Origin of the sequence: Streptococcus sp. DTU_2020_1001019_1_SI_AUS_MUR_006 (assembly GCF_032340315.1) — a bacterium.
GTDB lineage: Bacteria > Bacillota > Bacilli > Lactobacillales > Streptococcaceae > Streptococcus.
In genome coordinates, this window is sequence record NZ_CP135436.1 from 1,609,792 (window position 1) to 1,632,640 (window position 22,849).

The 22,849-nt window shown below is 38.5% G+C and carries 24 protein-coding genes; 6 read left to right on the forward strand and 18 right to left on the reverse strand.

The window, feature by feature from the left end; all coding sequences use genetic code 11:
- Positions 1-12 precede the first annotated feature (12 nt).
- The 10 genes from smpB to ybeY all read right to left on the reverse strand — a co-directional run bounded on the left by smpB (position 13) and on the right by ybeY (position 7,763).
- Positions 13-480, reverse strand: a complete 468-nt coding sequence (gene smpB, locus RRU92_RS07760) for an SsrA-binding protein SmpB (protein WP_001051741.1) — start codon at positions 478-480, stop codon at positions 13-15.
- Positions 443-2,785 (reverse strand): ribonuclease R, encoded by a 2,343-nt coding sequence (rnr, locus tag RRU92_RS07765; protein WP_315639231.1) that lies wholly within the window; start codon positions 2,783-2,785, stop codon positions 443-445. The genes smpB and rnr overlap by 38 nt, the downstream gene beginning before the upstream one ends.
- A gap of 102 nt (positions 2,786-2,887) precedes the next feature.
- Positions 2,888-3,121 carry a preprotein translocase subunit SecG gene (secG, locus tag RRU92_RS07770; protein WP_000282514.1) on the reverse strand — a complete coding sequence of 78 codons (234 nt, stop codon included), beginning with the start codon at positions 3,119-3,121 and terminating at the stop codon, positions 2,888-2,890.
- A 39-nt stretch (positions 3,122-3,160) separates the two neighbouring features.
- Positions 3,161-3,310: a 50S ribosomal protein L33 gene (gene rpmG, locus RRU92_RS07775; protein WP_001809104.1), complete on the reverse strand. Its 150-nt coding sequence runs from the start codon at positions 3,308-3,310 to the stop codon at positions 3,161-3,163.
- Positions 3,310-4,509, reverse strand: coding sequence for a multidrug efflux MFS transporter (locus RRU92_RS07780; protein ID WP_315639232.1), 1,200 nt, complete (start codon positions 4,507-4,509; stop codon positions 3,310-3,312). The genes rpmG and RRU92_RS07780 overlap by 1 nt, the downstream gene beginning before the upstream one ends.
- Complete coding sequence (gene coaE / locus RRU92_RS07785; RefSeq protein ID WP_315639234.1) at positions 4,496-5,101, reverse strand: dephospho-CoA kinase; 606 nt, start codon at positions 5,099-5,101, stop codon at positions 4,496-4,498. Before coaE ends, RRU92_RS07780 begins: the two co-directional genes overlap by 14 nt.
- Positions 5,101-5,925 (reverse strand): DNA-formamidopyrimidine glycosylase, encoded by an 825-nt coding sequence (gene mutM, locus RRU92_RS07790; protein ID WP_315639235.1) that lies wholly within the window; start codon positions 5,923-5,925, stop codon positions 5,101-5,103. The genes coaE and mutM overlap by 1 nt, the downstream gene beginning before the upstream one ends.
- A 48-nt stretch (positions 5,926-5,973) precedes the next feature.
- Complete coding sequence (gene era / locus RRU92_RS07795) at positions 5,974-6,873, reverse strand: GTPase Era (RefSeq protein ID WP_315639237.1); 900 nt, start codon at positions 6,871-6,873, stop codon at positions 5,974-5,976.
- A 16-nt stretch (positions 6,874-6,889) separates the two neighbouring features.
- Complete coding sequence (locus RRU92_RS07800) at positions 6,890-7,285, reverse strand: diacylglycerol kinase family protein (protein WP_000378151.1); 396 nt, start codon at positions 7,283-7,285, stop codon at positions 6,890-6,892.
- The gene (gene ybeY / locus RRU92_RS07805) at positions 7,266-7,763 is read right to left on the reverse strand and encodes an rRNA maturation RNase YbeY (RefSeq protein ID WP_000275150.1); all 498 of its coding nucleotides are present in this window, start codon (positions 7,761-7,763) and stop codon (positions 7,266-7,268) included. The genes RRU92_RS07800 and ybeY overlap by 20 nt, the downstream gene beginning before the upstream one ends.
- A 104-nt stretch (positions 7,764-7,867) precedes the next feature.
- Between ybeY and RRU92_RS07810 the strand changes: the two genes are divergently transcribed.
- Both RRU92_RS07810 and RRU92_RS07815 read left to right on the forward strand, forming a co-directional pair.
- Positions 7,868-9,523: an NFACT family protein gene (locus RRU92_RS07810; protein ID WP_315639239.1), complete on the forward strand. Its 1,656-nt coding sequence runs from the start codon at positions 7,868-7,870 to the stop codon at positions 9,521-9,523.
- 62 nt (positions 9,524-9,585) lie between these two features.
- The gene (locus tag RRU92_RS07815; RefSeq protein ID WP_075231659.1) at positions 9,586-10,443 is read left to right on the forward strand and encodes a YitT family protein; all 858 of its coding nucleotides are present in this window, start codon (positions 9,586-9,588) and stop codon (positions 10,441-10,443) included.
- 94 nt (positions 10,444-10,537) lie between these two features.
- On the opposite strand, the gene nox is transcribed toward RRU92_RS07815, so the two are convergent.
- Positions 10,538-11,917, reverse strand: coding sequence for a H2O-forming NADH oxidase (gene nox, locus RRU92_RS07820; protein ID WP_315639240.1), 1,380 nt, complete (start codon positions 11,915-11,917; stop codon positions 10,538-10,540).
- 318 nt (positions 11,918-12,235) lie between these two features.
- On the opposite strand from nox, the gene RRU92_RS07825 reads away from it, so the two are divergent.
- Genes RRU92_RS07825 through RRU92_RS07835 form a run of 3 tightly spaced genes read left to right on the forward strand, consistent with a single transcriptional unit; the run spans position 12,236 to position 15,049 of the window.
- On the forward strand, positions 12,236-13,150 hold the full coding sequence (locus RRU92_RS07825) for an FAD:protein FMN transferase (RefSeq protein WP_315639241.1): 915 nt from the start codon (positions 12,236-12,238) through the stop codon (positions 13,148-13,150).
- 40 nt (positions 13,151-13,190) lie between these two features.
- Positions 13,191-13,796 carry an NADPH-dependent FMN reductase gene (locus RRU92_RS07830; protein WP_315639243.1) on the forward strand — a complete coding sequence of 202 codons (606 nt, stop codon included), beginning with the start codon at positions 13,191-13,193 and terminating at the stop codon, positions 13,794-13,796.
- Positions 13,797-13,813: 17 nt separating this feature from the next.
- On the forward strand, positions 13,814-15,049 hold the full coding sequence (locus RRU92_RS07835) for an NAD(P)H-dependent oxidoreductase (RefSeq protein ID WP_315639245.1): 1,236 nt from the start codon (positions 13,814-13,816) through the stop codon (positions 15,047-15,049).
- Between the two features lie 92 nt (positions 15,050-15,141).
- Here RRU92_RS07835 and RRU92_RS07840 read toward each other — a convergent pair whose 3' ends face one another.
- From RRU92_RS07840 to RRU92_RS07870, 7 genes are all read right to left on the reverse strand, one after another.
- Positions 15,142-15,399 (reverse strand): DUF896 family protein, encoded by a 258-nt coding sequence (locus RRU92_RS07840; RefSeq protein WP_000187071.1) that lies wholly within the window; start codon positions 15,397-15,399, stop codon positions 15,142-15,144.
- 29 nt (positions 15,400-15,428) lie between these two features.
- Positions 15,429-17,465: a glycine--tRNA ligase subunit beta gene (glyS, locus tag RRU92_RS07845; protein WP_315639246.1), complete on the reverse strand. Its 2,037-nt coding sequence runs from the start codon at positions 17,463-17,465 to the stop codon at positions 15,429-15,431.
- A 286-nt stretch (positions 17,466-17,751) separates the two neighbouring features.
- On the reverse strand, positions 17,752-18,666 hold the full coding sequence (glyQ, locus tag RRU92_RS07850; protein WP_315639247.1) for a glycine--tRNA ligase subunit alpha: 915 nt from the start codon (positions 18,664-18,666) through the stop codon (positions 17,752-17,754).
- 481 nt (positions 18,667-19,147) lie between these two features.
- The gene (locus RRU92_RS07855; RefSeq protein ID WP_315639248.1) at positions 19,148-19,441 is read right to left on the reverse strand and encodes a hypothetical protein; all 294 of its coding nucleotides are present in this window, start codon (positions 19,439-19,441) and stop codon (positions 19,148-19,150) included.
- 108 nt (positions 19,442-19,549) lie between these two features.
- Positions 19,550-19,972 (reverse strand): hypothetical protein, encoded by a 423-nt coding sequence (locus RRU92_RS07860; RefSeq protein ID WP_315639250.1) that lies wholly within the window; start codon positions 19,970-19,972, stop codon positions 19,550-19,552.
- 78 nt (positions 19,973-20,050) lie between these two features.
- The gene (locus RRU92_RS07865; protein WP_315639252.1) at positions 20,051-20,374 is read right to left on the reverse strand and encodes a hypothetical protein; all 324 of its coding nucleotides are present in this window, start codon (positions 20,372-20,374) and stop codon (positions 20,051-20,053) included.
- Between the two features lie 416 nt (positions 20,375-20,790).
- A complete protein-coding gene (locus tag RRU92_RS07870) occupies positions 20,791-21,207 on the reverse strand; it encodes an immunity 70 family protein (protein WP_315639253.1) in 417 nt (138 codons plus the stop codon).
- An 825-nt stretch (positions 21,208-22,032) separates the two neighbouring features.
- Here RRU92_RS07870 and RRU92_RS07875 point away from each other — a divergent pair.
- Positions 22,033-22,838 (forward strand): IS5 family transposase gene (locus RRU92_RS07875; protein WP_315639137.1). Its coding sequence is split into 2 segments (ribosomal slippage): positions 22,033-22,407 and positions 22,410-22,838, totalling 804 coding nucleotides; the frame shifts between segments, so codons are not numbered across the junction.
- The last annotated feature ends 11 nt before the right edge of the window (positions 22,839-22,849 follow it).

The window sequence follows — 22,849 nt, forward strand, 5'->3', positions numbered from 1 at the left end:
ACTTCACTCTTTCTATCGATGGTTAACTGCTTTCATAACACGCGCGATATCGCGATCTTGCTCACGACGTTTGATTGACTCACGTTTATCATAGTCATGTTTTCCTTTAGCAAGCCCTAAAAGAAGCTTGGCATAGCCGTCTTTGATATAGACTTTAAGAGGAACCAGCGTCATCCCCGTTCCTTTTGTTTCCTGCTCTAACTTCTGGATTTGCTTTTTATGAAGGAGAAGTTTACGACGACGTTCTGGTTCCTGATTCCAGATATTGCCTTCCTCATAAGGAGCGATATGGACATTGCTCAGCCAAACTTCCCCATTCTTAACCTGAGCAAACCCATCTTTCAGATTGATGCGGGCTGCTCGAACACTCTTGATTTCTGTACCAGTTAGAACCATTCCTGCTTCTAGCGTATCTACGATAGTATAGTCGTGGTGCGCTTTTTTATTTTGCGCGACGACCTTTCCCTCGCCCTTTGCCATGCTTAGCTCCTTTCTTTGCTACTTCTTTGTAAAAAGGTTTCTTGCTTTTTTTCTTTTTGTCCTTCGAAGAATGCTTACGCTTATCATTTGAGCGGCTAGTTTTTCTCTTGTCTTCTTTCTTATCCGAACGACGACCTCTATCCTTACGGCCAGACTGTTTCAACCCCTTCTCAATCACATCAAATTCGCTTGGAATAAAGCTGAAATCAATCTCGCCAGTCATCTTATCGGCTCTTTCGACACGAATGCGTATCTGTTGTCCCACACGGAAGGTTGTCCCTGATTTCTCTCCACGAAGAGTCAAATCACGTTCATTGAAATGGTAAAACTCAGGAAGATTTGTAATGTGAATCAAGCCTTCAACTGTATTTGGTAATTCAACAAAAAGACCAAACTTGACGATACTTGAAACGACTGCATCATACTCTTCACCCACAAACTCTTCCATGTATTCAGCTTTTTTCATGGCTTCAACTTCACGCTCTGCCTCAATAGCTCTGCGCTCACGATTAGAAGACTGGGTCGCAATCTCTGGAATAACCTGTTCAAAATGCTCCGCCACTTCCTTAGAACGTCCATAGTCACGAATCATACGGTGAACCAAGAGGTCCGGATAACGGCGAATCGGACTGGTAAAGTGTGTGTAATAGTCCGCTGCTAGGCCATAGTGACCATGGTTATGCTCAGAATAACGAGCCTGCTGCATGGAACGCAGAAGCATCATAGAGAGAACATCCGCATAAGGCTCACCCTCAACAACACGCATGATGTCTTGGAGTGCTTCCTGGCTAATCTCACTCGCAGTTCCATAGATTCGTAATCCAAAGCTAGAAGCGTAATCAATAAACTTTTGAACTTTTTCAGCTTTAGGTTCCTCATGGATACGATAGATGAAAGGTAAATCAAGTTTGCTAAAATGCTCAGCAACTGTTTCATTTGCAATCAGCATAAAGGACTCAATCATACGTTCTGCAGTACCGCGATGACGAAGAACAATATCTACTGGTTTCCCTTGCTTGTCAACCAAGATTTTAGCTTCATTGGTATCAAAATTAAGAGCTCCACGCTTAATCCGCATACCTTCAAGAATTTCATGAAGCTTGGCCATAAGTTCGATACTAGGAACAATTTTCTTATACTCTTGTCTCTTCTTCTCGTCACCAGCTAAAATGTCATTGACATCACTATAGGTCATTCGGAAACTTGTCTTGATAACTGTCTGCGTAATCGTATAATTACGAACACGGCCATTTTTATCAATCTCCATAATAGCCGATTGGGTCAAGCGGTCCACTTGAGGATTAAGAGAACAGATGCCGTTTGAAAGACGCTCAGGCAGCATTGGAACTACACGATCTGTCACATAAACAGAAGTCGCACGATTGAGGGCTTCCTTATCAAGGGCAGAACCTTCCGTTACATAATATGAAACATCCGCGATATGAACTCCTAGTTCGATATTTCCATTTTTTAATGGTTTGATATGAACTGCGTCATCCAAGTCTTTTGCATCAGCTCCATCAATGGTAAAGGTAATTTCATCTCTCAGGTCCAATCGTCCTTCCATATCTTTTTGAGAAGGAGCATCTGGTACATTTTCCGCTTCTTTGAGAACAGCTTCTGGAAACTCGGATACAATGTCCATTGATTCCAAGACCTCGAGGACATCAATCCCTACATCCGTTGAATGTCCGACAACATCTAAGACACTCGCCACAAAGAAGTCGTGTTTCTTACTTGGATACTTATCGATAAAGACCTTGAGAACTTCTGTCCCTTCCAGTTTGAGAGATGGCTTTTTCACATAAATCGGTTGTATAATCTTTTGATTTTTAGAACGGATATAACCCGCATACTTTGGTTTCTCTTCATCAAGAATAATTTGCCCGACAACTGTCGTGAAACTGTGTTCTAAAATATCGATAATCTTTGCTTCTGCAGCAGTTCCTTTCTGTCGGTCTGCAACCTTCTTAATGACAATTTCAACAGTATCGCCATCAATGGCATAGTTAACATCACTTTTTCCAACAAAAAGATCGTCTTCTTCGCCTTCAAGACTCACAAAACCGAAACCATTTTTATGGGCATGGAAAATTCCTTTTAGGGTAATCTCATGTTTTTTCTTCTGGTCTAGGGTTAAACTACCATCTTCTTCAAAGCGAATCTGGTGCTTACGTTCCATCAAGGAAAGGGTTTTGATTAACTCACGGAAGTCCTTAGAACCATCCTTTCCGAGAGCTTGAGCCAAATCATTTACTGTGCCCCGCCCCTTTTCTTGTAAATATTCTTTTATTCTATCTTTCATGTTTTCTTTCTAGATTTTTTATTTTCATTTTGAACTATAACTTAGGTGTGACCACTTTTAAAAATAAAAATAGGCAAAGACCTAGTCCCGCCCATTATTTTCTTATCTACTTGATAATACCGTCAATGCTAAGGCAATGGCTAGCCAGAAAAAGACTAAAATTCCTGTCAAACGTTGCATCACAGCTTCAAAACCGCGCGCTTTGCTACGTTCAAACAAATCACCTGCACTGGCATCAAATACATTGCTAGATTGGTTTTTAGTTGGTTGCATAAAAATTGCAATCACAATCACAACAGATAATACTAATAGAATGGTTAATAATAGGTTATACATATCAAACTCCTTAAAATCCCTATTATTCTACCATAATTTCTACTTAGATTCAAGATGTAGAGTCACTTTTCTTTCTTTAGGACAATACTTTAAGACCTCAATCTTGTCTGGATGGGTTTTGGAGTTCTTACTGGTTAGATAATTGATGCTGCCACAAGAGGAGCATTTGAGATTGATTTTTACTCGCACTAGATTTCCTTCACTTTTAATAATGTTCTAAATTGGATAAGATTAAATAAACAACTGAGAGCTACACAAAGAGCTGTTGCATAAAATACTGAGTGATAGCCAAATTGTCCCGCTACTACTGATCCTGCTAAGGGACCTATCACTCCTCCTAGATAAAAGAAGACTTGATTAAAGGCAAATACCCTTGAAATGCCAACTTTAGGAGTCATTTTGCTTAGGAGAGCATTGACACCAGGGATCAGAGCTCCTGTCCCCAGACCAAATAGAAAACGATAGAAGCCTAATTGGAATGGGCTAGTCGCATTTGCACATAATAGATATATGAAAACTGAATATACCTGAGCTACGACAAGGAGTCGATGATTGCCCACTTTATCACCTAATTTACCCATGATACCTGCACTCATCATACTTGAAAATCCCATGCTGGATACAATCAAACCAGAGACAAAGAGAAGATTCTCTTTCTGTCCAAGGTCTCGTACATACAGGGCAAGGATGGGACCAATAGATTGGGCAGCAAATTGAATCACAAAGCTAGTTAGAAATAAATTTATCAGGAGAAAAGGATATTTAACAGAAGTAAAGAGCTCTCTTGTAGGGAGTGCTTTTTCTTTTGGCACTGGTTGAAAGTTTTCTTTGATAAAAAGAATGGTTAAGATAGCTGCCAAGAACAGGAAACTACCAACCAATAAAAAGACATTCCGAATGCCAAAAATTTCGGCAATGAAACCACCGACAAAGGGACCAGTCAAAGTTCCAGCGACAACACCAGTTGATAAAGTCCCTAGAGCGTATCCTGACCTATCTTTGGGGACTTGACTAGCAATTAAAGCTGTCGCATTGGGTACAAATCCTGTAAAAACTCCATTAAGAAACCTTAAGAACAAGAGCCAGAAAACATTTGGAACAAAGGCCAGACCTCCCATAGTAATAGTCATGGCTAGCCCTGCACGAATCATCATGGGTTTTCGACCATACTTGTCTGCTAAGATACCCCAAATTGGTGATACAAAGGCTGCAGAAATGGCTGAGACTGATATAGCTAAACCTGAATAAAAGGCAACTTGATCTCCTTCAATTCCTAACTGTTCGACAAAAATAGGCATGAAAGGAACAACGAGAGAAATGCTAGCTCCTGTTAAAAAACAACCAAACCAAGCAATACGAAGATTATCCTTCCAACTAATCTCTTGCATGAGCATCGCCTCCTTCAAGTAAAGTCACTACTTGACTCAAAAGCTGCTCTCGACTGCCATTATTGTCTAATATATAAGTAGCAAATTTCTTCTTTTCTTCTAAAGGCCACTGTGAAGCTAAACGAGTTTCAGCTGACTCTTTGGATAACTGATCACGGTTCATTAAGCGATCCAGCTGGGTATCTCGCCTTACATAAACTAGCCAAGTTTCATCGAACCATGAAGCATAGTCCTGTTCAAAAAGCAATGGAATATCCATGAAAAATACGTCATCAGTCTGAGATAACTTGTCTCTCAAAGAGCCCAATTCTTCACGAATAATTTGTCCTTGAGTCTGTTTAGACCATTCTCTCTCCTCAGAGTTAGAAAAGATCAGACTGGCAAGTAATGGTCGATTCAGTTCCCCATCTTCTAGAAGGACTTTTTCACCGAAATACTCTACTAAAATCTGAAAAAGGCGACCACCAGGTTTTTGAAGTTGGTGAACAAGCGCATCCGCATCTACCACTTCAAACCCTTTTTGTCTTAGAAAATTTGTGACGGTGGACTTCCCGGATGCAATACCACCAGTGATTCCAATAATTTTTCCCATCACTTTCTCCTTTGACATTTTGGGCAAAAATGGGTTCCACGACCACCGAGTTGAATTTTTTCGATAATGGATCCACAACGTGAACAAGCTTGTCCAGCTTTATCATAGACTTGATGAAACTCTTGCATGGTCCCATCTTCGCCAAATGCATTGGTATAGGTGCGAATGGTTGAACCGCCTTTCTCGACAGCCTGCCCCAAGACTTCAATGGTTTGATCATGGACTTTTCTAGCCTCTTGAGCAGTTAAACTGTTAGAAAGTCTAGAAGGGTGAACCTTGGCCCTCCAGAGTACTTCGTCTACATAAATGTTTCCCAATCCTGCAACTAGCGTCTGGTCAAGTAAATGAGATTTAATAGGTTTTTTTGACCTTTTCAAGGCTCGTTTAAATCTTCCTAAATCAAAATCCTGTTCAGTAGGTTCCGGTCCAAGCTTTTTAGATACAAAGTAAGCATCTAAGAGTTCAGGAGCAAGCAATTCCATAGTTCCAAACTTGCGGACATCCTCATAAACAAGAGTTCCACCATCTTCAAAATGAATCAAAACATGGGCATGCTTACGTTCAGGGACTTGACCTGGATAATAAAAATACTTGCCTTCCATCCGTAGATGAGAAATCAAGACCTTGTCTGTTAGATAGAAAAGTAAATATTTACCACGGTGCCCCATAGATTTAACAACTTGACCAGGCAATTCTTTCTGAAACTGATCCAAATCTGTCTTAATCATCTTGGGATAACGAATATCAATGCTTGTAATCTTCTTCCCCAGAATCAATTTTTCCAAGCCACGACGAACTGTCTCGACCTCAGGTAATTCAGGCATAGCTCCTCCTTCTCTAAAAACAAGAAGCAGGCTACTGCCCACCTCTTCTTAATATTCTTTTTCGTTATAGCCAAAGTCAGCCAAATCTAGCTTTTTATCGCGCCAGTTTTTCTTAACTTTGATCCATGTTTCTAGGAAGACCTTGTCTCCTAGCATGAGCTCAATATCACGACGAGCCATAGTCCCAATTTTCTTGAGCATGGCACCACCTTTACCGATGACAATCCCTTTTTGGCTGTCACGTTCGACCATGATAGTTGCTCGGATATGAACCTTGTCTGTATCCTCGTCTCGTTTCATAGAGTCCACCACTACTGCAACTGAGTGTGGGATTTCTTCACGAGTTAAGTGTAAGACCTTTTCACGAATCATCTCAGAAACCAAGAATCGTTCTGGATGGTCAGTAATTTGATCCGCAGGGAAATATTGGAAACCTTCCTCAAGATTTTCACTTAGAATATCGACTAGACGAGACACGTTATTTCCCTGAAGAGCTGAAATAGGAACAATTTCCTTAAAGTCCATCTGATTACGGAAATCATCAATTTGAGCCAAAAGTTGATCTGGGTGAACCTTGTCAATCTTATTGACCACCAAAATTACAGGAACTTTAGCAGCTTTAAGACGCTCGATAATCATATCATCACCCTTACCTCGAGCCTCATCTGCTGGCACCATAAAGAGAACGGTATCCACTTCTCGAAGGGTGCTATAGGCCGACTCTACCATGAAGTCTCCAAGCGCTGTCTTTGGTTTGTGAATTCCTGGGGTATCGATAAAGACGATCTGTTCCTTATCCGTCGTATAAATCCCCATAATCTTATTTCGCGTTGTCTGCGCCTTATCACTCATGATAGCAATCTTTTGCCCCATAACGTGATTCAAAAAAGTTGACTTCCCTACATTTGGTCGCCCTAAAATGGCTACAAATCCTGATTTAAATGTCATAATTTCCTCTTACTGTTTAAAATAATAAATCCCAAATCCGTGGGAGAAAGATGAGTGCACCTGTCAAAGCGGCAAAAAGAGAGACTACAAGTACGGCTCCAGCCGCCATGTCTTTAGCTTTTTTTGCCAACATAGAAAAGTGATAGTGACTAGCCAAATCTACTACATTTTCAATAGCTGAATTAATAATCTCAAAAGCTACTACCATGAAAATGCTCAAAAGTAGAAATAACCATTCGATTCGTGACACCTGAAAAACAAAACCTGCAAGTACAACTATTAGAGCCGTCACTGCATGCTTTCTCATGTTACGTTCTTCCTTAATCGCAGTAAAAATTCCTGTAATGGCAAATTCTAAACTGGAGATTAGGTCACGATTTTTCCATTTTCGTTTATTGTCTTGTGAGTCCATAGGCTGTCAAAATTTCTTCTTGTAAACCGAACATCTCCGCTTCTTCTTCGGGAGTGTAGTGATCATAGCCGTTAATGTGTAAAAAGCCGTGCACTGCCAAGAAGCCCATTTCACGTTCAAAACTATGACCGTACTCCTCAGCTTGCTCATGTGCCTTATCAATGGAAATGAAAAGCTCACCGATATAAGCATCAAATTCTGACATCATATCTGCCAAGTCGGGATCATTTTCCAGATCTTCCTCATCAAAGGCAATCTCTAACTCCGGCTTATATTCAAGACTGATAACATCTGTTGGACGATCGGTATCACGAAACTCTAGATTGAGTTCATGGCTTCGTTCGTTGGTCACAAATGTGACCGCCATTTCCTTGTCTTCTTTTCCAATTTTTTTTGCAGCAAATTCTAAAATTTCCTGTGTTTGTTCTAAAATTTCTTTTGAAACTTGTCCAGTTTCATCTACCATTTCAATATACATGTGCTTCTCGATTCTCTTTACTTGGCTTTATTATATCACATTTCTATGATTTTATTCTACCTTTTTGATATAATACTATGGAATACATTCACGAGGAGAGAACCATGTCATTTGATGGATTTTTTTTACACCACATGGTTGAGGAATTGCGAACTGAACTACTAAATGGTCGCATCCAAAAGATAAATCAACCCTTTGACCAAGAATTGGTCCTGCAAATCCGTAGCAATCGTAAAAGTCATCGTTTGCTCCTGTCTGCCCATCCAGTTTTTGGACGCATCCAGTTAACAGAATCAACATTTGAAAACCCTGCTCAGCCATCTACTTTTATTATGGTATTGAGAAAGTATCTTCAAGGAGCAGTTATCGAGTCAATCGAGCAGATTGAGAACGACCGTATTGTAGAAATCACAGTTTCCAATAAAAACGAGATTGGGGACCATATCCAGGCCACTCTCATCATCGAGATTATGGGCAAACACAGTAATATTCTACTTGTAGATAAGTCTAGTCACAAAATCCTTGAAGTTATCAAGCATATCGGTTTCTCTCAAAATAGCTACCGCACCTTGCTTCCAGGATCAACCTATATCGCTCCACCAAGCACCGAATCTCTCAATCCTTTTACTATCAAGGATGAAAAGCTCTTTGAAATTCTGCAAACCCAAGAGTTAACTGCTAAAAATCTTCAAAACCTCTTTCAAGGTTTGGGAAGAGATACAGCAACCGAGTTAGAAAGACAACTGCTTAATGATAAACTAGCCACTTTCCGGCACTTCTTTGGACAAGAAACCAAACCTTGCCTAACAGATAAATCCTTTTCTTGTGTGCCTTTTTCTAGTAAAACAGCGGAGAATTTTGACAGTCTTTCACAATTACTTGATGTCTATTACAAGGATAAAGCCGAACGTGACCGTGTGAAACAACAGGCAAGTGAACTCATACGTCGCGTCGAAAACGAACTACAAAAGAATCGTCAAAAACTAAAGAAACAGGAAAAAGAACTTCTGGCTACCGAAAATGCAGAAGAATTTCGTCAAAAAGGTGAGTTACTAACCACTTTCCTCCATCAAGTTCCCAATGACCAAGATCAGGTCATTTTAGAAAACTACTACACCAACCAGCCTATCACGATTGCACTTGATAAGGCATTAACGCCAAACCAAAATGCTCAACGCTACTTCAAACGCTATCAGAAATTAAAAGAAGCTGTTAAATACCTGACTGACCTGATTGAAGAAACCAAGGCAACCATTCTCTATCTAGAAAGTGTCGAAACGGTACTCAATCAAGCCGGACTCGATGAAATTGCTGAAATTAGAGAAGAATTAATCCAAACAGGATTTATCCGCAGAAGACAAAGGGAAAAAATCCAAAAACGACAGAAACCTGAGCAGTATCTAGCTAGTGATGGAAAAACGATCATCTATGTAGGGCGCAATAACCTACAAAACGAGGAATTGACCTTTAAAATGGCCCGTAAAGAAGAACTCTGGTTCCACGCTAAGGATATCCCTGGAAGTCATGTTGTTATCTCAGGCAATCTCAATCCGACTGATGAGGTAAAAACAGACGCTGCAGAACTTGCAGCCTACTTCTCTAAGGGACGTCTCTCAAATCTCGTTCAGGTAGATATGATTGAAGTTAAAAAACTCAACAAACCAACTGGTGGAAAACCTGGTTTTGTCACCTATACTGGACAAAAGACCCTCCGTGTCACACCAGACCCTGAAAAGATTCAGTCCATGAAAATCAAATAAAGTCTTGTATACTGGTGGGCTGTTACTGCTATAGACTCAAATAAAAATGGGAGGTGTGTTCAATGCTACGGCATATCAAATCTATTTTAACTATTATATTCGGAGCTGCCATTTATGCCTTCGGACTCACGTATTTTGTTGTGCCCCACCACTTATTCGAGGGTGGAGCAACAGGAATCACCTTGATTACCTATTATCTCTTTAACATCCCTATCTCCGTGATGAACCTCATCATCAATATCCCATTATTCATTCTAGCCTGGAAAATATTTGGTGCGAAGACCCTGTACAGCAGCCTACTCGGAACCATTTCCTTATCCATTTGGTTAGCAATCTTTGAAAAGATTCCTCTCAGCTTTAATCTTGAGGGAGATCTGGTCATCGTTGCTTTAGTTGCGGGTGTTCTTTTAGGACTTGGTCTAGGTATTATCTTCAATGCTGGTGGTACCACTGGAGGGACAGATATCGTTGCTCGAATCCTGAACAAGTACACCAATATCTCCGTAGGGAAATTACTCTTTGCACTAGACTTCCTCATCTTAATGCTCATTTTAATTATCTTCCAAGACCTTCGTCTCGTTACTTATACACTTCTATTTGACTTCATCGTTTCAAGAGTTATTGACTTGATTGGTGAAGGCGGATATGCTGGAAAAGGTTTTATGATTATCACTCAAAAGCCTATGGAAGTGGCAGATAAAATCAATGAAGAGTTAAGTCGAGGTGTCACCTTCATATCTGGACAAGGTTACTACAGTCAAAAAGATTTAAAAATTATCTACTGTATCGTAGCAAGAAATGAAATGATTAAGATGAAAGAATTGATTCATACGATTGATCCTAAAGCCTTTATCACCATCACTGAAGCTCACGAAATTCTTGGAGAAGGCTTCACCTTTGTAAAAGAAGAAACTTCCTAATACATAGACAACAAAAATAGTAACTTCGAATTTGAAGTTACTATTTTTTTTGATGATAAAAACGGAAGAAGCAAATCTTCCGTTTTACAAATCATTATTTTTCAGCTGTAAGTGCAGCCATTGTGATGTAGTTATATGGTTTGTTGAAGTGTGGCAAGAAGAATAGGTCTGTCAAGGCCAATTTTTCAATTGTAACATGTTCTTGGATAGCCAATGAGAACATGTGAATTCCCATGCTGATTGCTGAATCACGAGATACCATTTGAGCACCAAGGATTTCACGGCTGTCTTTATCAAAGACAATCTTGATTGCTACTTCATAGTTATCATGTTTCATAAATTCTGGTTTTTGAAGATCGTTGAAGCCTGTTTCGACAGCATTGTATCCTGCAGCTTTAGCTTTTTCAAGAGTCAAGCCAGTTGAAACCATGTGAAGACCGTAGATAGAGATACCGTTTGATCCTTGAACACCAATTCCTTCAAGTTCATGTCCACAAGCATTGTAAGCACCTACGATACCAGTACGTACAGCATTTGATGCAAGAGCGATGTAGCTAGTGTCTTTACGAGCGTTGTCATAAACAGTCGCACAGTCACCAACAGCGAATACCCCTGGAAGTGAAGTTTCTTGTTTCTTGTTAACAAGGAAGGCACCGTTGCGGAAAAGTTCAATCTTACCATCAGCAAGAGCTGTGTTAGGACGGAAACCAACTGCAAGGATAACCATATCAACGTCAAAGCTTTCTTTGTCAGTGATCAAGCGTTCAACTTTACCGTCACCTTCGATAGCTTTAACAGTTTGTCCAAGTGCCAAGCGGATGTTGTGGTCTTCCAAGTTCTTAGCCATCAATTGCGTGAAGTCTTTATCGTAGTAACCGTTTAAGACTGTGTCTACGATATCAACAAGGACAACTTCTTTTCCAAGACGTTCGAATGCTTCAGCAAGCTCAACACCGATGTATCCACCACCGACAACAGCGATACGTTCAAGATGTTTGCTCTTGTCAGCAAGTTTGTTGATCACTTCTTCAGCATTTTGGTACAATTTAACGAATTGTACATTTTCAAGAGTTGCTTTGAATTCGCGGTTACCCTTCACAATTTCAACACCTTCGATTGGTGGCAAGATTGGAGTTGAACCAGTCGCAAAGATCAATTTTTCGTATGATTCTTTGTGTTCTTTTCCATCAACTTCAGCAGTTACAACTTTGTTATCATAGTCAATTGAAAGAACTGGTGAGTTCATATAAACTTTAGCACCTTTTGCTTCCAATTTTTCTTTATCTGAGTAGAAGAGACCTTCTGGACCATCGATTTGCTCACCAATCCAAAGAGCCATTCCACATCCTAGGAATGAAATGTTTGAGTTTTGGTCAAAAACAACGATTTCATTTTCACTTCCAAAATTGTCCAACATAGTGTTGATACAAGCTGTTCCAGCGTGGTTAGCACCCACGACTACGATTTTACTCATAAGATAATTCCTACCTTTAATTTTTTATTTACTTTTCTAGTATATCATTTTCTGTGAGCGTTTACAAGCTTTTTACTTGTTTTCCCTTATTTTTGAAAATACTAGAAACATATATTAATTTCTTTTCAGTGTTTTCAAATTAAATTTTAAGGAAATATAGTTTTTTTGAGCATATTTCTTGACTTTTTGTAAAAAACAATTTGTGAAAACGCTGACTTTATGATATTCTATTTATATGGAAATGAAATATAAATCTTCAGATTGCTTTCATATCTGGATTTACAACTATTTCCAATTGATTTGAAGGGAGTTGATTTTTTGCCTCTCAGTTCATTATCTGAACGGTTAATGGGAACTACGATTACTATTTCCTTGGTACATGAACAAGCGGACAATCTTCTCCGTCAAGCTTTTGATTTGCTCAAGGAACTTGAATTTCGATTTAATGCGAATAGTATCGAATCGGAATTGATGGAAGTTAACTATCAGGCAGGAATTGCCCCAGTTAAGGTCCACCCTGATCTGTTTGAACTGATTTCTTTAGGATTAGAACACAGTCTAGCTCCTGGAAGTCATCTCAATATCAGCATTGGTCCCTTGGTACAAACCTGGCGTATTGGTTTTTCCGATGCAAAAGTTGCTAGTCCGGAAGAAATTTCTTCGGTTTTACCATTGATAGATCCCCGTTTTATCAAACTTGATTCAATTGCTTCTACTGTTTTCTTAGAAAAGAAAGGAATGAAAATTGATTTAGGTTGTCTAGCGAAGGGCTATAGCGCAGATAAGGTTGCTACTTTCTTAAAAGAAAATGGTGTCACTTCTGCTCTTATCAATCTTGGAGGAAATATCCTTACCATTGGTAATAACCAAGCCAGAAATGGACAACCTTGGCAAATTGGTATTCAAGACCCTAATCATCCACGTGGTAATCACCTGATGACCTTATCTATTACTGGAAAATCTGTTGTTACATCTGGAATTTATGAACGGCATCTTGAAATTGATGGAAAGGATTATCATCACATTTTCGATAGTGAAACTGGCTATCCTATTGAAACGGATTTGGCTAGTTTAACGATTATATCTGACCGCTCAGTTGATGGTGAGATATGGACCACACGATTGTTTGGCCAACGTAGCGCTTCTATCATGTGGCAAATCGAAAATATCGATGGAATCGAAGCCATCCTTATTGATAAAGATGGACATATCGCTTGTTCATCCGGTATCTAAAGATAAATAATAAATAATGCAAAAAGAGAAAGGAAAGCTCATGCTAAAACTTATTGCTATTGTAGGAACTAACTCTAAACGTTCCACAAACCGCCAACTGCTTCAATATATGCAAAAACACTTTGCTGATAAAGCAGAAATCGAATTGGTAGAAATTAAAGACCTACCAGTCTTCAACAAACCTGCAGATAAACTTATTCCTGCAGAAGCCTTGGAAATCGCTGCAAAAATCGAAGCAGCTGATGGTGTGATTATCGGTACTCCTGAATATGATCACTCAATTCCTGCCGTTCTTATGAGCGCTCTTGCTTGGATTTCTTATGGAGTATTTCCACTCCTTAACAAACCAGTGATGATCACAGGCGCTTCATACGGTACACTCGGTTCTTCACGTGCTCAATTGCAACTCCGTCAAATCTTGAATGCACCAGAAATCAAAGCAAATGTTCTCCCAGATGAGTTCTTGCTCTCTCATTCTCTTCAATCATTCGATAAGAATGGTGACTTGGTAGATCTTGATGTAATCAAGAAATTAGATGCCATCTTTGATGACTTCCGTATCTTTGTTAAAGTGACTGAAAAATTGCGTAACGCACAAGAACTTCTTCGTAAAGATGCAGAAGAATTTGACTGGGAAAATTTGTAAGATAGGAGATTGAAAGAATGAAATTTGTTGGACTTGTTGGATCAAACTACGACCAATCATATAACCGCAAACTCTTGGAATTCATCCGTCGTAACTTCAAACTGAAATTTGAATTAGAAGTTCTTGAAATCGATGAAGTTCCAATGTTTAACCAAGACGAAAAATGGGACGAAAGCTTCCAATTACGCCTTCTTTACAATAAAATTACTCGTGCTGATGGTGTGATTATTGCTACTCCTGAGCACAACCATACAATTTCTGCTTCACTCAAGTCAGTTCTTGAATGGCTTTCATATGAAGTACATCCATTCGAAAACAAACCAGTGATGATCGTGGGTGCTTCTTACTACGACCAAGGAACTTCTCGTGCTCAAGTTCACCTTCGTAAAATCCTTGACGCACCAGGGGTGAATGCCTACACATTACCAGGTAATGAATTCCTTCTTGGAAAAGCTAAAGAAGCTTTTGATGCTAACGGAAATATTATCAACGAAGGAACTGTTAAATTCCTTGAAACTTGTTTAGATAACTTTGTCAAATACGTAGGAGTCGTTTCTAAATTGAAAAAACCAAAACCAATTGAACCAGAAGACTTGGATTGTGGAAAACCAATCGCTACAACTATTACAGAAGTTGACCCTGATGATCCAAACTGGGTAGAAAAAGTCGCTGAAATCACAGGAGCTGTATCTGGTGATACATACGTTAAACTTGACCATGGTATCCTTACAGTTAACCAAATCGATATGTTCTTGAAAGCTATGCCTTTTGAGTTGACATACGCTGACGATAACAACCAATTCCTCTACTACAACAATGCTCACCAAGATCCTGATACAATGTTTGCAAAACGTGTACCATCTCAATCTGGTAGCCGTATGTCAACAGTTCACGGTTCACTTCCACCAGCACGTATGAAAAATGTTGAGTGGGTTATCGGAACTCTTAGAAACGGTAACCAAGAATACGTTCGTACAATTGTTCCAGGTTCACCTGCTGGTGTTATCAACACTCACAACTACCAAGCTATGTACTATCCTGACGGATCATATGCTGGTATCAATGAAATTGTATTTAACTTCCAACCGTGGCTTGACTGGTACTTGAAAGAAACTGGTCAACGCTTGGTAGGAGGAAGCGGTCCTTTTGCTCCTGCTGGAGGCCACGGTGACGCAGATGCTACTTCTGGTGCTTCTGACTCAGCTGACGGAGGCCATGGAGATGCGGATGCTACTTCCGGGGCAAGTAACTAATAACTAACAAAAAAGGAACCATTTTGGGTTCCTTTTTTATAATAGAAATCTCGGTTCGCACACATACAAACCGAGAATTTATTTTATTTAGCTTATGAATTTGGATCATCCAAACTTCGTCCGTGCAAACCCTTTTCACGTTGTACCTGACGAAGTTTTTCAGGAGTCACATCATTTCCATCTTCATCTACGATTTTGATCCCTTCAATGTGATGACGAACTGAACGACGATAGCCTTCGATATATTCCTCACGAAGTTTAGCTTGTTCTACTTTTTCTTCTGCAGTCAAGCCTTCAGTTTTTTTCTTTTTCGCAAGCTCATTAATACGAGCGATTTTTTCTGGTGTCATATTTGAACCTCCAATCTACTTTTTAATTTCTATTTTGTATTAAGAAGATTAAAAGCAACGACAGTTTTTGCTTTATTCACAAGTTCAGTTAGAATAGCTAGGCGATTATTCTTAACATCAACATCCTCTGCCATAACCATTGTATTGTCAAAGAATGCATCAATAACAGGACTAAGAGCAAATAGTTGCGTTAATTTATCGTTAGCTGAACCTTTCAATTCAAGATTTTCGACTGCTTGAGCTAGTTCTTTTTCTTGTTCATTTTCAAAGAGACTAGTATCAACTTTGACTGAACCTTCTGCTTTTTCCGCTAGGTTAAAGGCACGAGATAAGGATTCAACAGCTGGTTTGTAGTCACTATTTAGAGATGCTTCTTTCAGTGCTTCTGCTGCTTCAATCATATCTGCAACAACAAAGTTTGAGCTTGCTAGAACAGCTTCCTTAATATCTTTTGCAGTAGACCCCATCATCTTATCAACACGAGCTTTGATGAAGTTAAGCACTTCTTCTTGATTATCGTAAGTTAGACTTTCAAATGATAGGGAATACAGGCTAGCAATCAATTCGTCCATTGGAATATTCCAGCCAAAGTCTTCCAAGATACGGACAATCCCTTGTGTTGCTCGACGAAGAGCATAAGGGTCATTTGAACCAGATGGAATCAAGCCAACAGAGAAGAAGGACAAGAGAGTATCCAATTTATCAGCTAGTGCAAGGATAGCTCCGACTTTAGACTCAGGAAGAGCACCATCTGCAGAATCTGGAAGGTAGTGTTCACGAATAGCTTGTGCTACTGCTGCATTCTCACCAGCGAGAAGGGCATATTTCTCACCCATGATCCCTTGAAGCTCATCAAATTCACCAACCATACCAGTCAAGAGGTCAAACTTATAAATGGCTGCAGCACGAGCAAGGTCAACAGTTTCATCTACCGATAAGCCTGCTTTTTCTGCCAAAAGGATAGCAATTTGCCCGGTACGAATCATGTGTTCACGTAATGAACCAATCTTTTCATGGAAGGTTACGTGTGATAATTTAGCTACAAGATCTTCAATCTTCAATTTTTGGTCTTCACGCCAGAAAAATTCACCATCTTCAAGGCGCGCCACCAAGACTTTCTCATTTCCTCGGATGACATTATCCAAATACTCTGCATTTCCGTTACGAACAGAAATAAAGTTTGGTTTTAGATTTCCATCAAGGTCACGTACTACAAAGTAACGTTGATGAGTTTCCATTGAAGTGACCAAGACTTCTTCTGGAACCTCTAGGTACTTAGGATCAAAATTCCCCATGAAGGCAGTTGGATATTCAACCAAATTCAGAACTTCATTCAAGAGTCCTTCATCAATTTGTACCTGAACACCTTCTGCAGCTTCAATAGCCTTAATTTGCTCACGAATCATATTTTCGCGTTCAGTGCTATCTGCAATAACATAAACTTTGCGCAGGTCTTCTTCATAGCTGTCAGCATGCTGAATTTCTACTTCGTGACCAAGGAAACGATGTCCACGGCTAACTCTTCCTGAATGAATATCTAAGAAATCCATATCGAGTGCCACATCATCCAAAAGAACTGTCAACGTATGGACTGGACGGATATATTCAAAGGTATTGTTTGCCCAGTGCATACTTACTGGGAAGCTTAAGCTAGCCAATACTTCTGGAATTCCAGTCAAAACTTCCTCAGCTGGTTTTCCAGCTTCATGCTTAGTTACGTAGACATATTCTTCACCTTTGATTTCACGGAATTCGATATCATCTACCGTCAAGCCTTTACCACGGACAAACCCTTGCGCTGCTTTAGAAAAGTTTCCTTCTGCATCCAAAGCAATTTTTTTAGAAGGTCCTTTAAAATCTTCAGTCAAATCCGTTTGTTGGTCTGCCAAGCCAAGTACGCGAACAGCCAAACGACGTGGAGTTGAAAAAGTTTGAATTCCTTCGTATGAAAGGCGGTTATTATCCAAGAAGGCTGCCATTTTTTCACCTAGTTGTTTTTCACTTGGTGTGACAACGTAGGCTGGTAACTCTTCGAGTCCTAGTTCTACTAATAAATTTTTTGCCATGTTTTTTCCTTTACAAAATTTCTTCTTTTTGATAGGCACCTTAGGTACTGGGGACGTTGCTAACTAACTTTGTGAGTCTGTGGAGAAATCTTCTGTCTTCTTGACAAAGATTTCCCCACAGTCTCATCAAAGTGGATTTAGGCAACTGATTTTTGAACCTAAAGTTTCAAAAATCCCCAGATATCAGTACGGCGGTGCCTATCCCTTTAGCAAGTCTTCGACTTGTCTCTGAGTGCCATACGGGCTCACTTTGTTCGCCCTTCTTCTATTCTTGTAACTCTTTTTATTATTCCTCTTCTGCTAGGAGTTGAGCGCGTGTAGCTTCGTCAAGAAGTGGGTAACCAAGTTTCTTGCGTTCAGCTACGAATGTCTTAGCTACGACACGGGCTAAGTTACGAATACGAGCGATATAACCAGCACGTTCTGTTACGGATACTGCTCCACGAGCATCAAGCAAGTTGAAAGTGTGTGAACATTTCAAAACGTAGTCATAGGCAGGGTGTACAAGTCCCAATTCCAAAGCACGTTCTGCTTCTTTTTCGAATTTCTCAAAGTTTTCAAGAAGCATATCTTGATCAGAAACTTCAAAGCTGTATTTTGAGTGTTCGTATTCTGGTTGAAGGAAGATTTCACCGTATTTAACACCAGGAGCCCACTCGATATCGTAAACTGAGTCTACTTCCTGAATATAAGAAGCTAAACGCTCTAAACCATAAGTAACTTCAGCTGTAACAGGACCAGTTGCCAAGCCACCGACTTGTTGGAAGTAAGTGAACTGAGTGATTTCCATACCGTCAAGCCAAACTTCCCAACCAAGACCTGCTGAACCAGTTGATGGGTTTTCCCAGTTATCTTCAACGAAACGAATATCGTGTTCCAATGGATTGATTCCCAATTTTTCCAATGACTCAAGGTAGAGCTCTTGGATGTTTGAAGGTGATGGTTTCATGACCACTTGGAATTGATGGTGTTGGTAGAGACGGTTTGGATTTTCCCCGTAACGACCATCTGCTGGACGACGAGAAGGCTCTACATAAGCCGCATTCCATGGCTCAGGACCAATAGCACGAAGGAAAGTGTAAGGACTCATAGTTCCCGCACCTTTTTCATTATCATAAGCCTGCATGAGCATACAACCCTGGTCATTCCAGTATTGTTGCAAAGTAAGGATAATTTCCTGGAAAGTCAATTTTTTGGACATATTTTACTCCTTTATTATAATTTCTTGCGACCTAGAATACAAAAAGAACCGTGTCTTTGCTCCTAAGTCAAGTGACCTAGGGGCGTCAGAAACGCGGTTCCACCCTAATTTATTACTTCATTATTTTTCTAAATTTACCAAAAGCGCCACACTCATCTCTCAATCACCTGACTCTCACTACCACAGGCTCGCTTGGGATTTACTGATAAGATATTCTTTCTTGTTGTCTATTATAACAAAAAGGAATTGAAAAGTAAAATTATTTTATCATCACTCTTGTATTTTTCTCAGTATTAATTCTTACTAATCTTTCCAATTCTTTAGAATATTATCAATCGCATTCACCGATCGTATTCCTGAAACTAAAAGTACAAACTTCAATGACACATTTTTATAAGAAGGGCTGATAAAAAATACAAGATAATTGCTTTTAGACGATATGATCTTCTACTTTCTAGAAGCATTTCTAAATACTTCTTCCTTATTGAAAAACGATGATTAAATTGGTAAAAGAGGTAGCTAAGGAATTGATGTCTAAAAAGTCAAATCCACTAATATACTGGATTGCATAAAAGAGCAGTAAAATATCGATTTTTTCAGTATTTCCAGTACAGAGGGAAATATTTCTCTTTCTTGCGACTGAAAAATTACTTACAGAATAGACAACAATCGGAAATTTATCTTTTGCTATCGTTTTTTTCAATAACAAAATTTCTTCATCCCTTGTATGCATATGATAAGCTCCATTTTCTTGAACGATTTTAATTCTATTCATCCAGTTTTCTTCATATACCGATTTTGACTGAAGGGCCAGTCTTAATGATTTCTGCAAAAAGTTTTTAACTTAGAGTTTTTCTAGTTTAAACATTTATCATTAGCAAAACTAAACCTTCCAAAAGAAGTTCTGTTCACTCACCATAACTTTAGAGACTTGAATATCTTGGCATACAATGTCAATTAACATACTTGATAAAGTAATTGTAGCTTGTATCATATTATTTTTCGCTTCAATAAGTCTAATGTCATGTACAGTGTGAGACATGAGATTTTCAAAAGGAATATCTTTCATATTGAAATTTCTTGTGCCAGTTTCACTTTCAAAACATGTCCAACCCGCGTCCGTCTCATAGTTAACCTTAAAACAACGATAGAAGACTATCTCCCAGCAATACTGATCCGATTTACCATTTTCAACTTCAATATAGAGTCTACATTCATCTCCAAAAAATGAAGCTCTAAAATCTAATGCATAGGCGTCCCAGTAGTTCGTCCCCTTAATCTCTTCCTCTAGCTTTAAAATATCCACAAGTCCCTCCCCTTCAATTTTTTTAATTATAATCTAATTAAAAATGCATACATCTATAGAATAAACGAGAAACGCTTGCTAAATCATTACATTTCTAGTTTGTTCATCGTGTAATGTTACTGCCCTTTTATAGTCTTTTGAAAAAATTCTAGGCAAATGATTTCTAAAATGCTTTAGATTTTCCAATTGAGTTTTGACATAGAATTGACATCGATGGAGCCCCTCGTCATTATCTGCTACTTCCATATCCACTTCAATATTTAACTCTTCTCTTACATTAATAGGTGCAAAAGTGAAAACAAAATAACCACTTCCACCACCCCTATCATCTCCAAAAATGATCTTTCTTACTAGATTAGGATTTTCTATATAGTCATCCATGGTCAGTAATACCTTCGTCATCTCATCCTCAAAGAGATAGCATACTTGATAAATTGTTAGAAACTTTGTTTCACAAGTAAGCCTAACTTCGCAAAATTTTTCCGATTCATCGAACCACTCACTTCGTAGTACTATATTATCCAGTTTTTTCCCTCCTCTACACAATTACATATAACACATCACTCTATATTATAAAATTTAACAATAAAAATATGACCATAGATAGGTGATTTAGCGTTTAGCATTTAAACAAATAGTTTCCATGATAGTTTAATAAGTCAGATTTTATTTACGGCTGTATTCAAAATGATGACATTTCAAAAATCTACAAAATCAGTTTATTTTTTACACCTTAGAGTTATATGAAATAATAAAAATCGGTGTTTCAATAATTTTAATGGCTCATTGGATTTAAAAAATTTTTAGAAAATCCTTCTTCAGATACTTTTTACAACTACATTTTTACCTTCCTCGAGTGCAAATCTAAAACAAGTCAACATAACTTCAAATAAATCACTTCCTGAACTAGTTATGAAATATTGAGATAAATTTGTGATATGAGAAGCAATATGATTACCCCAAGGAGGAGTGACTGACAAATCTTCAAAATCCCATATGATGTCGTGAGGTGGAAATTTTTTCAACTCTTCTTGAATAGATAACAACTCTGCTATTCCACTCTCAATATCTTCCAAAGGAATATCGCCAAAATAAAGTTTATTCATGATAACGGGGTACTTACTTCCCCAGTCATTATTCTCTAACTGAACATATATAGTCGAAAATAATGAATTAAAAAAGCTCCCTTCTCCTACTGTCCACCAATTATAACCTACCATTAAGCCTACAGACATAAAATCCACCTCCAAATTATTCTTAAATATTACTTCTACATCAACAGATGTCCTATTATTGTTAATAAAATCATCTGTTTACTGAAGATTAGCAAATGCTATCCCCTTTTTCTATCTATTATGCGCTATCTCTAGCAAATTGTCTTTCCAATCTTTATGGTCGAGATCAAACTTTTATACATCTGTGCTTTAATTGTAAATATCCTATTCAATCTTTAATTTCCTTTGATTTCCTAGGAGAGCATGTTTACAGATAAATAAGATTGTTGATTACTTTGGTCGTGTCTGACTAATTTATCTCTTAAACTTCCTCTAATATTTTCAACTGTAACCACTAGCATCGTACTAGTAATTTTAAAGATTAGATGGAATTTTTACTCGGATTTTAAAACTATCTGATATTCCTTTAAATCCCAAAAAGAAATATTGGCGAACATCAGTAAAAATAATAAAAACGGAGTTATTCCTAATATAATAAAAGAATCAACTTCATCTGTTACCACAATAGTATAAACACACCACAAGAGTAGAAATAAGAGGATGAAATAACCCATTATTTTACCAACTGCCATTTTCCAGTTAGCAGGCGACATTTTGACAAATACATAGGGGCGACCTTCATAGTCGAGTGAAAGTCTTTTTTTATGAGAATATTGAAATCTAAACCCCAACACGAAGAATAAGCTTATAAATAATAAACCGAATTTCGATACTGCTGCTACATTTGGAAGTTCAGGTAACAAATCCTTAACTAAATACCTCCTTAATAGTGTCGTACCGGAAATAATAGACTTCCTGCGAAACAAAATATGATACAATAAAACTATGAATTATGAAGTAAGTAAACCATTAACTGATGCACGCTTTAAACGCCTTGTTGGTGTTCAGCGCACTACTTTTGAAGAGATGTTAGCCGTATTAAAAACAGCTTATCAACGTAAACACGCAAAAGGTGGACGGACCCCTAAGTTAAGCTTAGAAGATCTCCTCATGGCTACTCTTCAATACATGCGCGAATACCGTACTTATGAACAAATTGCGGCTGATTTTGGCATTCACGAAAGCAACTTAATTCGTCGGAGTCAATGGGTTGAATCAACTCTTATTCAAAGTGGCTTTACGATTTCAAAAACTCATCTTAGTGCTGAGGATACGGTGATTGTGGATGCAACAGAGGTAAAAATAAATCGTCCTAAAAAAATCAACTAGCCAATTATTCTGGTAAAAAGAAATGCCATGCTATGAAGGCTCAAGCGATTGTCACAAGCCAAGGGAGAATTGTTTCTTTGGATATTGCAGTGAACTATTGCCACGATATGAAATTGTTCAAAATGAGTCGCAGAAATATCGGACAAGCTGGTAAAATCTTGGCTGACAGTGGTTATCAAGGACTCATGAAGATGTATTCACAAGCGCAAACTCCGAGGAAATCAAGCAAACTTAAGCCACTAACTCTTGAAGATAAATCCTATAACCATGCGCTATCTAAAGAGAGAATCAAGGTTGAGAATATTTTTGCCAAAGTAAAAACGTTTAAAATATTTTCAACAACCTATCGAAATCGACGCAAACGGTTTGGATTACGAATGAATTTGATTACTGGCATTATCAATCGTGAACTAGGATTCTAGTTTCGCAGGAA

Coding starts and splice junctions, on each gene's coding strand:
- smpB (WP_001051741.1), bottom strand. CDS start 480: ATGGCAAAGGGCGAGGGAAAGGTCGTCGCGCAAAATAAAAAAGCGCAC.
- rnr (WP_315639231.1), bottom strand. CDS start 2,785: ATGAAAGATAGAATAAAAGAATATTTACAAGAAAAGGGGCGGGGCACA.
- secG (WP_000282514.1), bottom strand. CDS start 3,121: ATGTATAACCTATTATTAACCATTCTATTAGTATTATCTGTTGTGATT.
- RRU92_RS07780 (WP_315639232.1), bottom strand. CDS start 4,509: ATGCAAGAGATTAGTTGGAAGGATAATCTTCGTATTGCTTGGTTTGGT.
- coaE (WP_315639234.1), bottom strand. CDS start 5,101: ATGGGAAAAATTATTGGAATCACTGGTGGTATTGCATCCGGGAAGTCC.
- mutM (WP_315639235.1), bottom strand. CDS start 5,925: ATGCCTGAATTACCTGAGGTCGAGACAGTTCGTCGTGGCTTGGAAAAA.
- era (WP_315639237.1), bottom strand. CDS start 6,873: ATGACATTTAAATCAGGATTTGTAGCCATTTTAGGGCGACCAAATGTA.
- RRU92_RS07800 (WP_000378151.1), bottom strand. CDS start 7,285: ATGGACTCACAAGACAATAAACGAAAATGGAAAAATCGTGACCTAATC.
- ybeY (WP_000275150.1), bottom strand. CDS start 7,763: ATGTATATTGAAATGGTAGATGAAACTGGACAAGTTTCAAAAGAAATT.
- RRU92_RS07810 (WP_315639239.1), top strand. CDS start 7,868: ATGTCATTTGATGGATTTTTTTTACACCACATGGTTGAGGAATTGCGA.
- RRU92_RS07815 (WP_075231659.1), top strand. CDS start 9,586: ATGCTACGGCATATCAAATCTATTTTAACTATTATATTCGGAGCTGCC.
- nox (WP_315639240.1), bottom strand. CDS start 11,917: ATGAGTAAAATCGTAGTCGTGGGTGCTAACCACGCTGGAACAGCTTGT.
- RRU92_RS07830 (WP_315639243.1), top strand. CDS start 13,191: ATGCTAAAACTTATTGCTATTGTAGGAACTAACTCTAAACGTTCCACA.
- RRU92_RS07835 (WP_315639245.1), top strand. CDS start 13,814: ATGAAATTTGTTGGACTTGTTGGATCAAACTACGACCAATCATATAAC.
- RRU92_RS07840 (WP_000187071.1), bottom strand. CDS start 15,399: ATGACACCAGAAAAAATCGCTCGTATTAATGAGCTTGCGAAAAAGAAA.
- glyS (WP_315639246.1), bottom strand. CDS start 17,465: ATGGCAAAAAATTTATTAGTAGAACTAGGACTCGAAGAGTTACCAGCC.
- glyQ (WP_315639247.1), bottom strand. CDS start 18,666: ATGTCCAAAAAATTGACTTTCCAGGAAATTATCCTTACTTTGCAACAA.
- RRU92_RS07855 (WP_315639248.1), bottom strand. CDS start 19,441: ATGAATAGAATTAAAATCGTTCAAGAAAATGGAGCTTATCATATGCAT.
- RRU92_RS07865 (WP_315639252.1), bottom strand. CDS start 20,374: ATGACGAAGGTATTACTGACCATGGATGACTATATAGAAAATCCTAAT.
- RRU92_RS07870 (WP_315639253.1), bottom strand. CDS start 21,207: ATGTCTGTAGGCTTAATGGTAGGTTATAATTGGTGGACAGTAGGAGAA.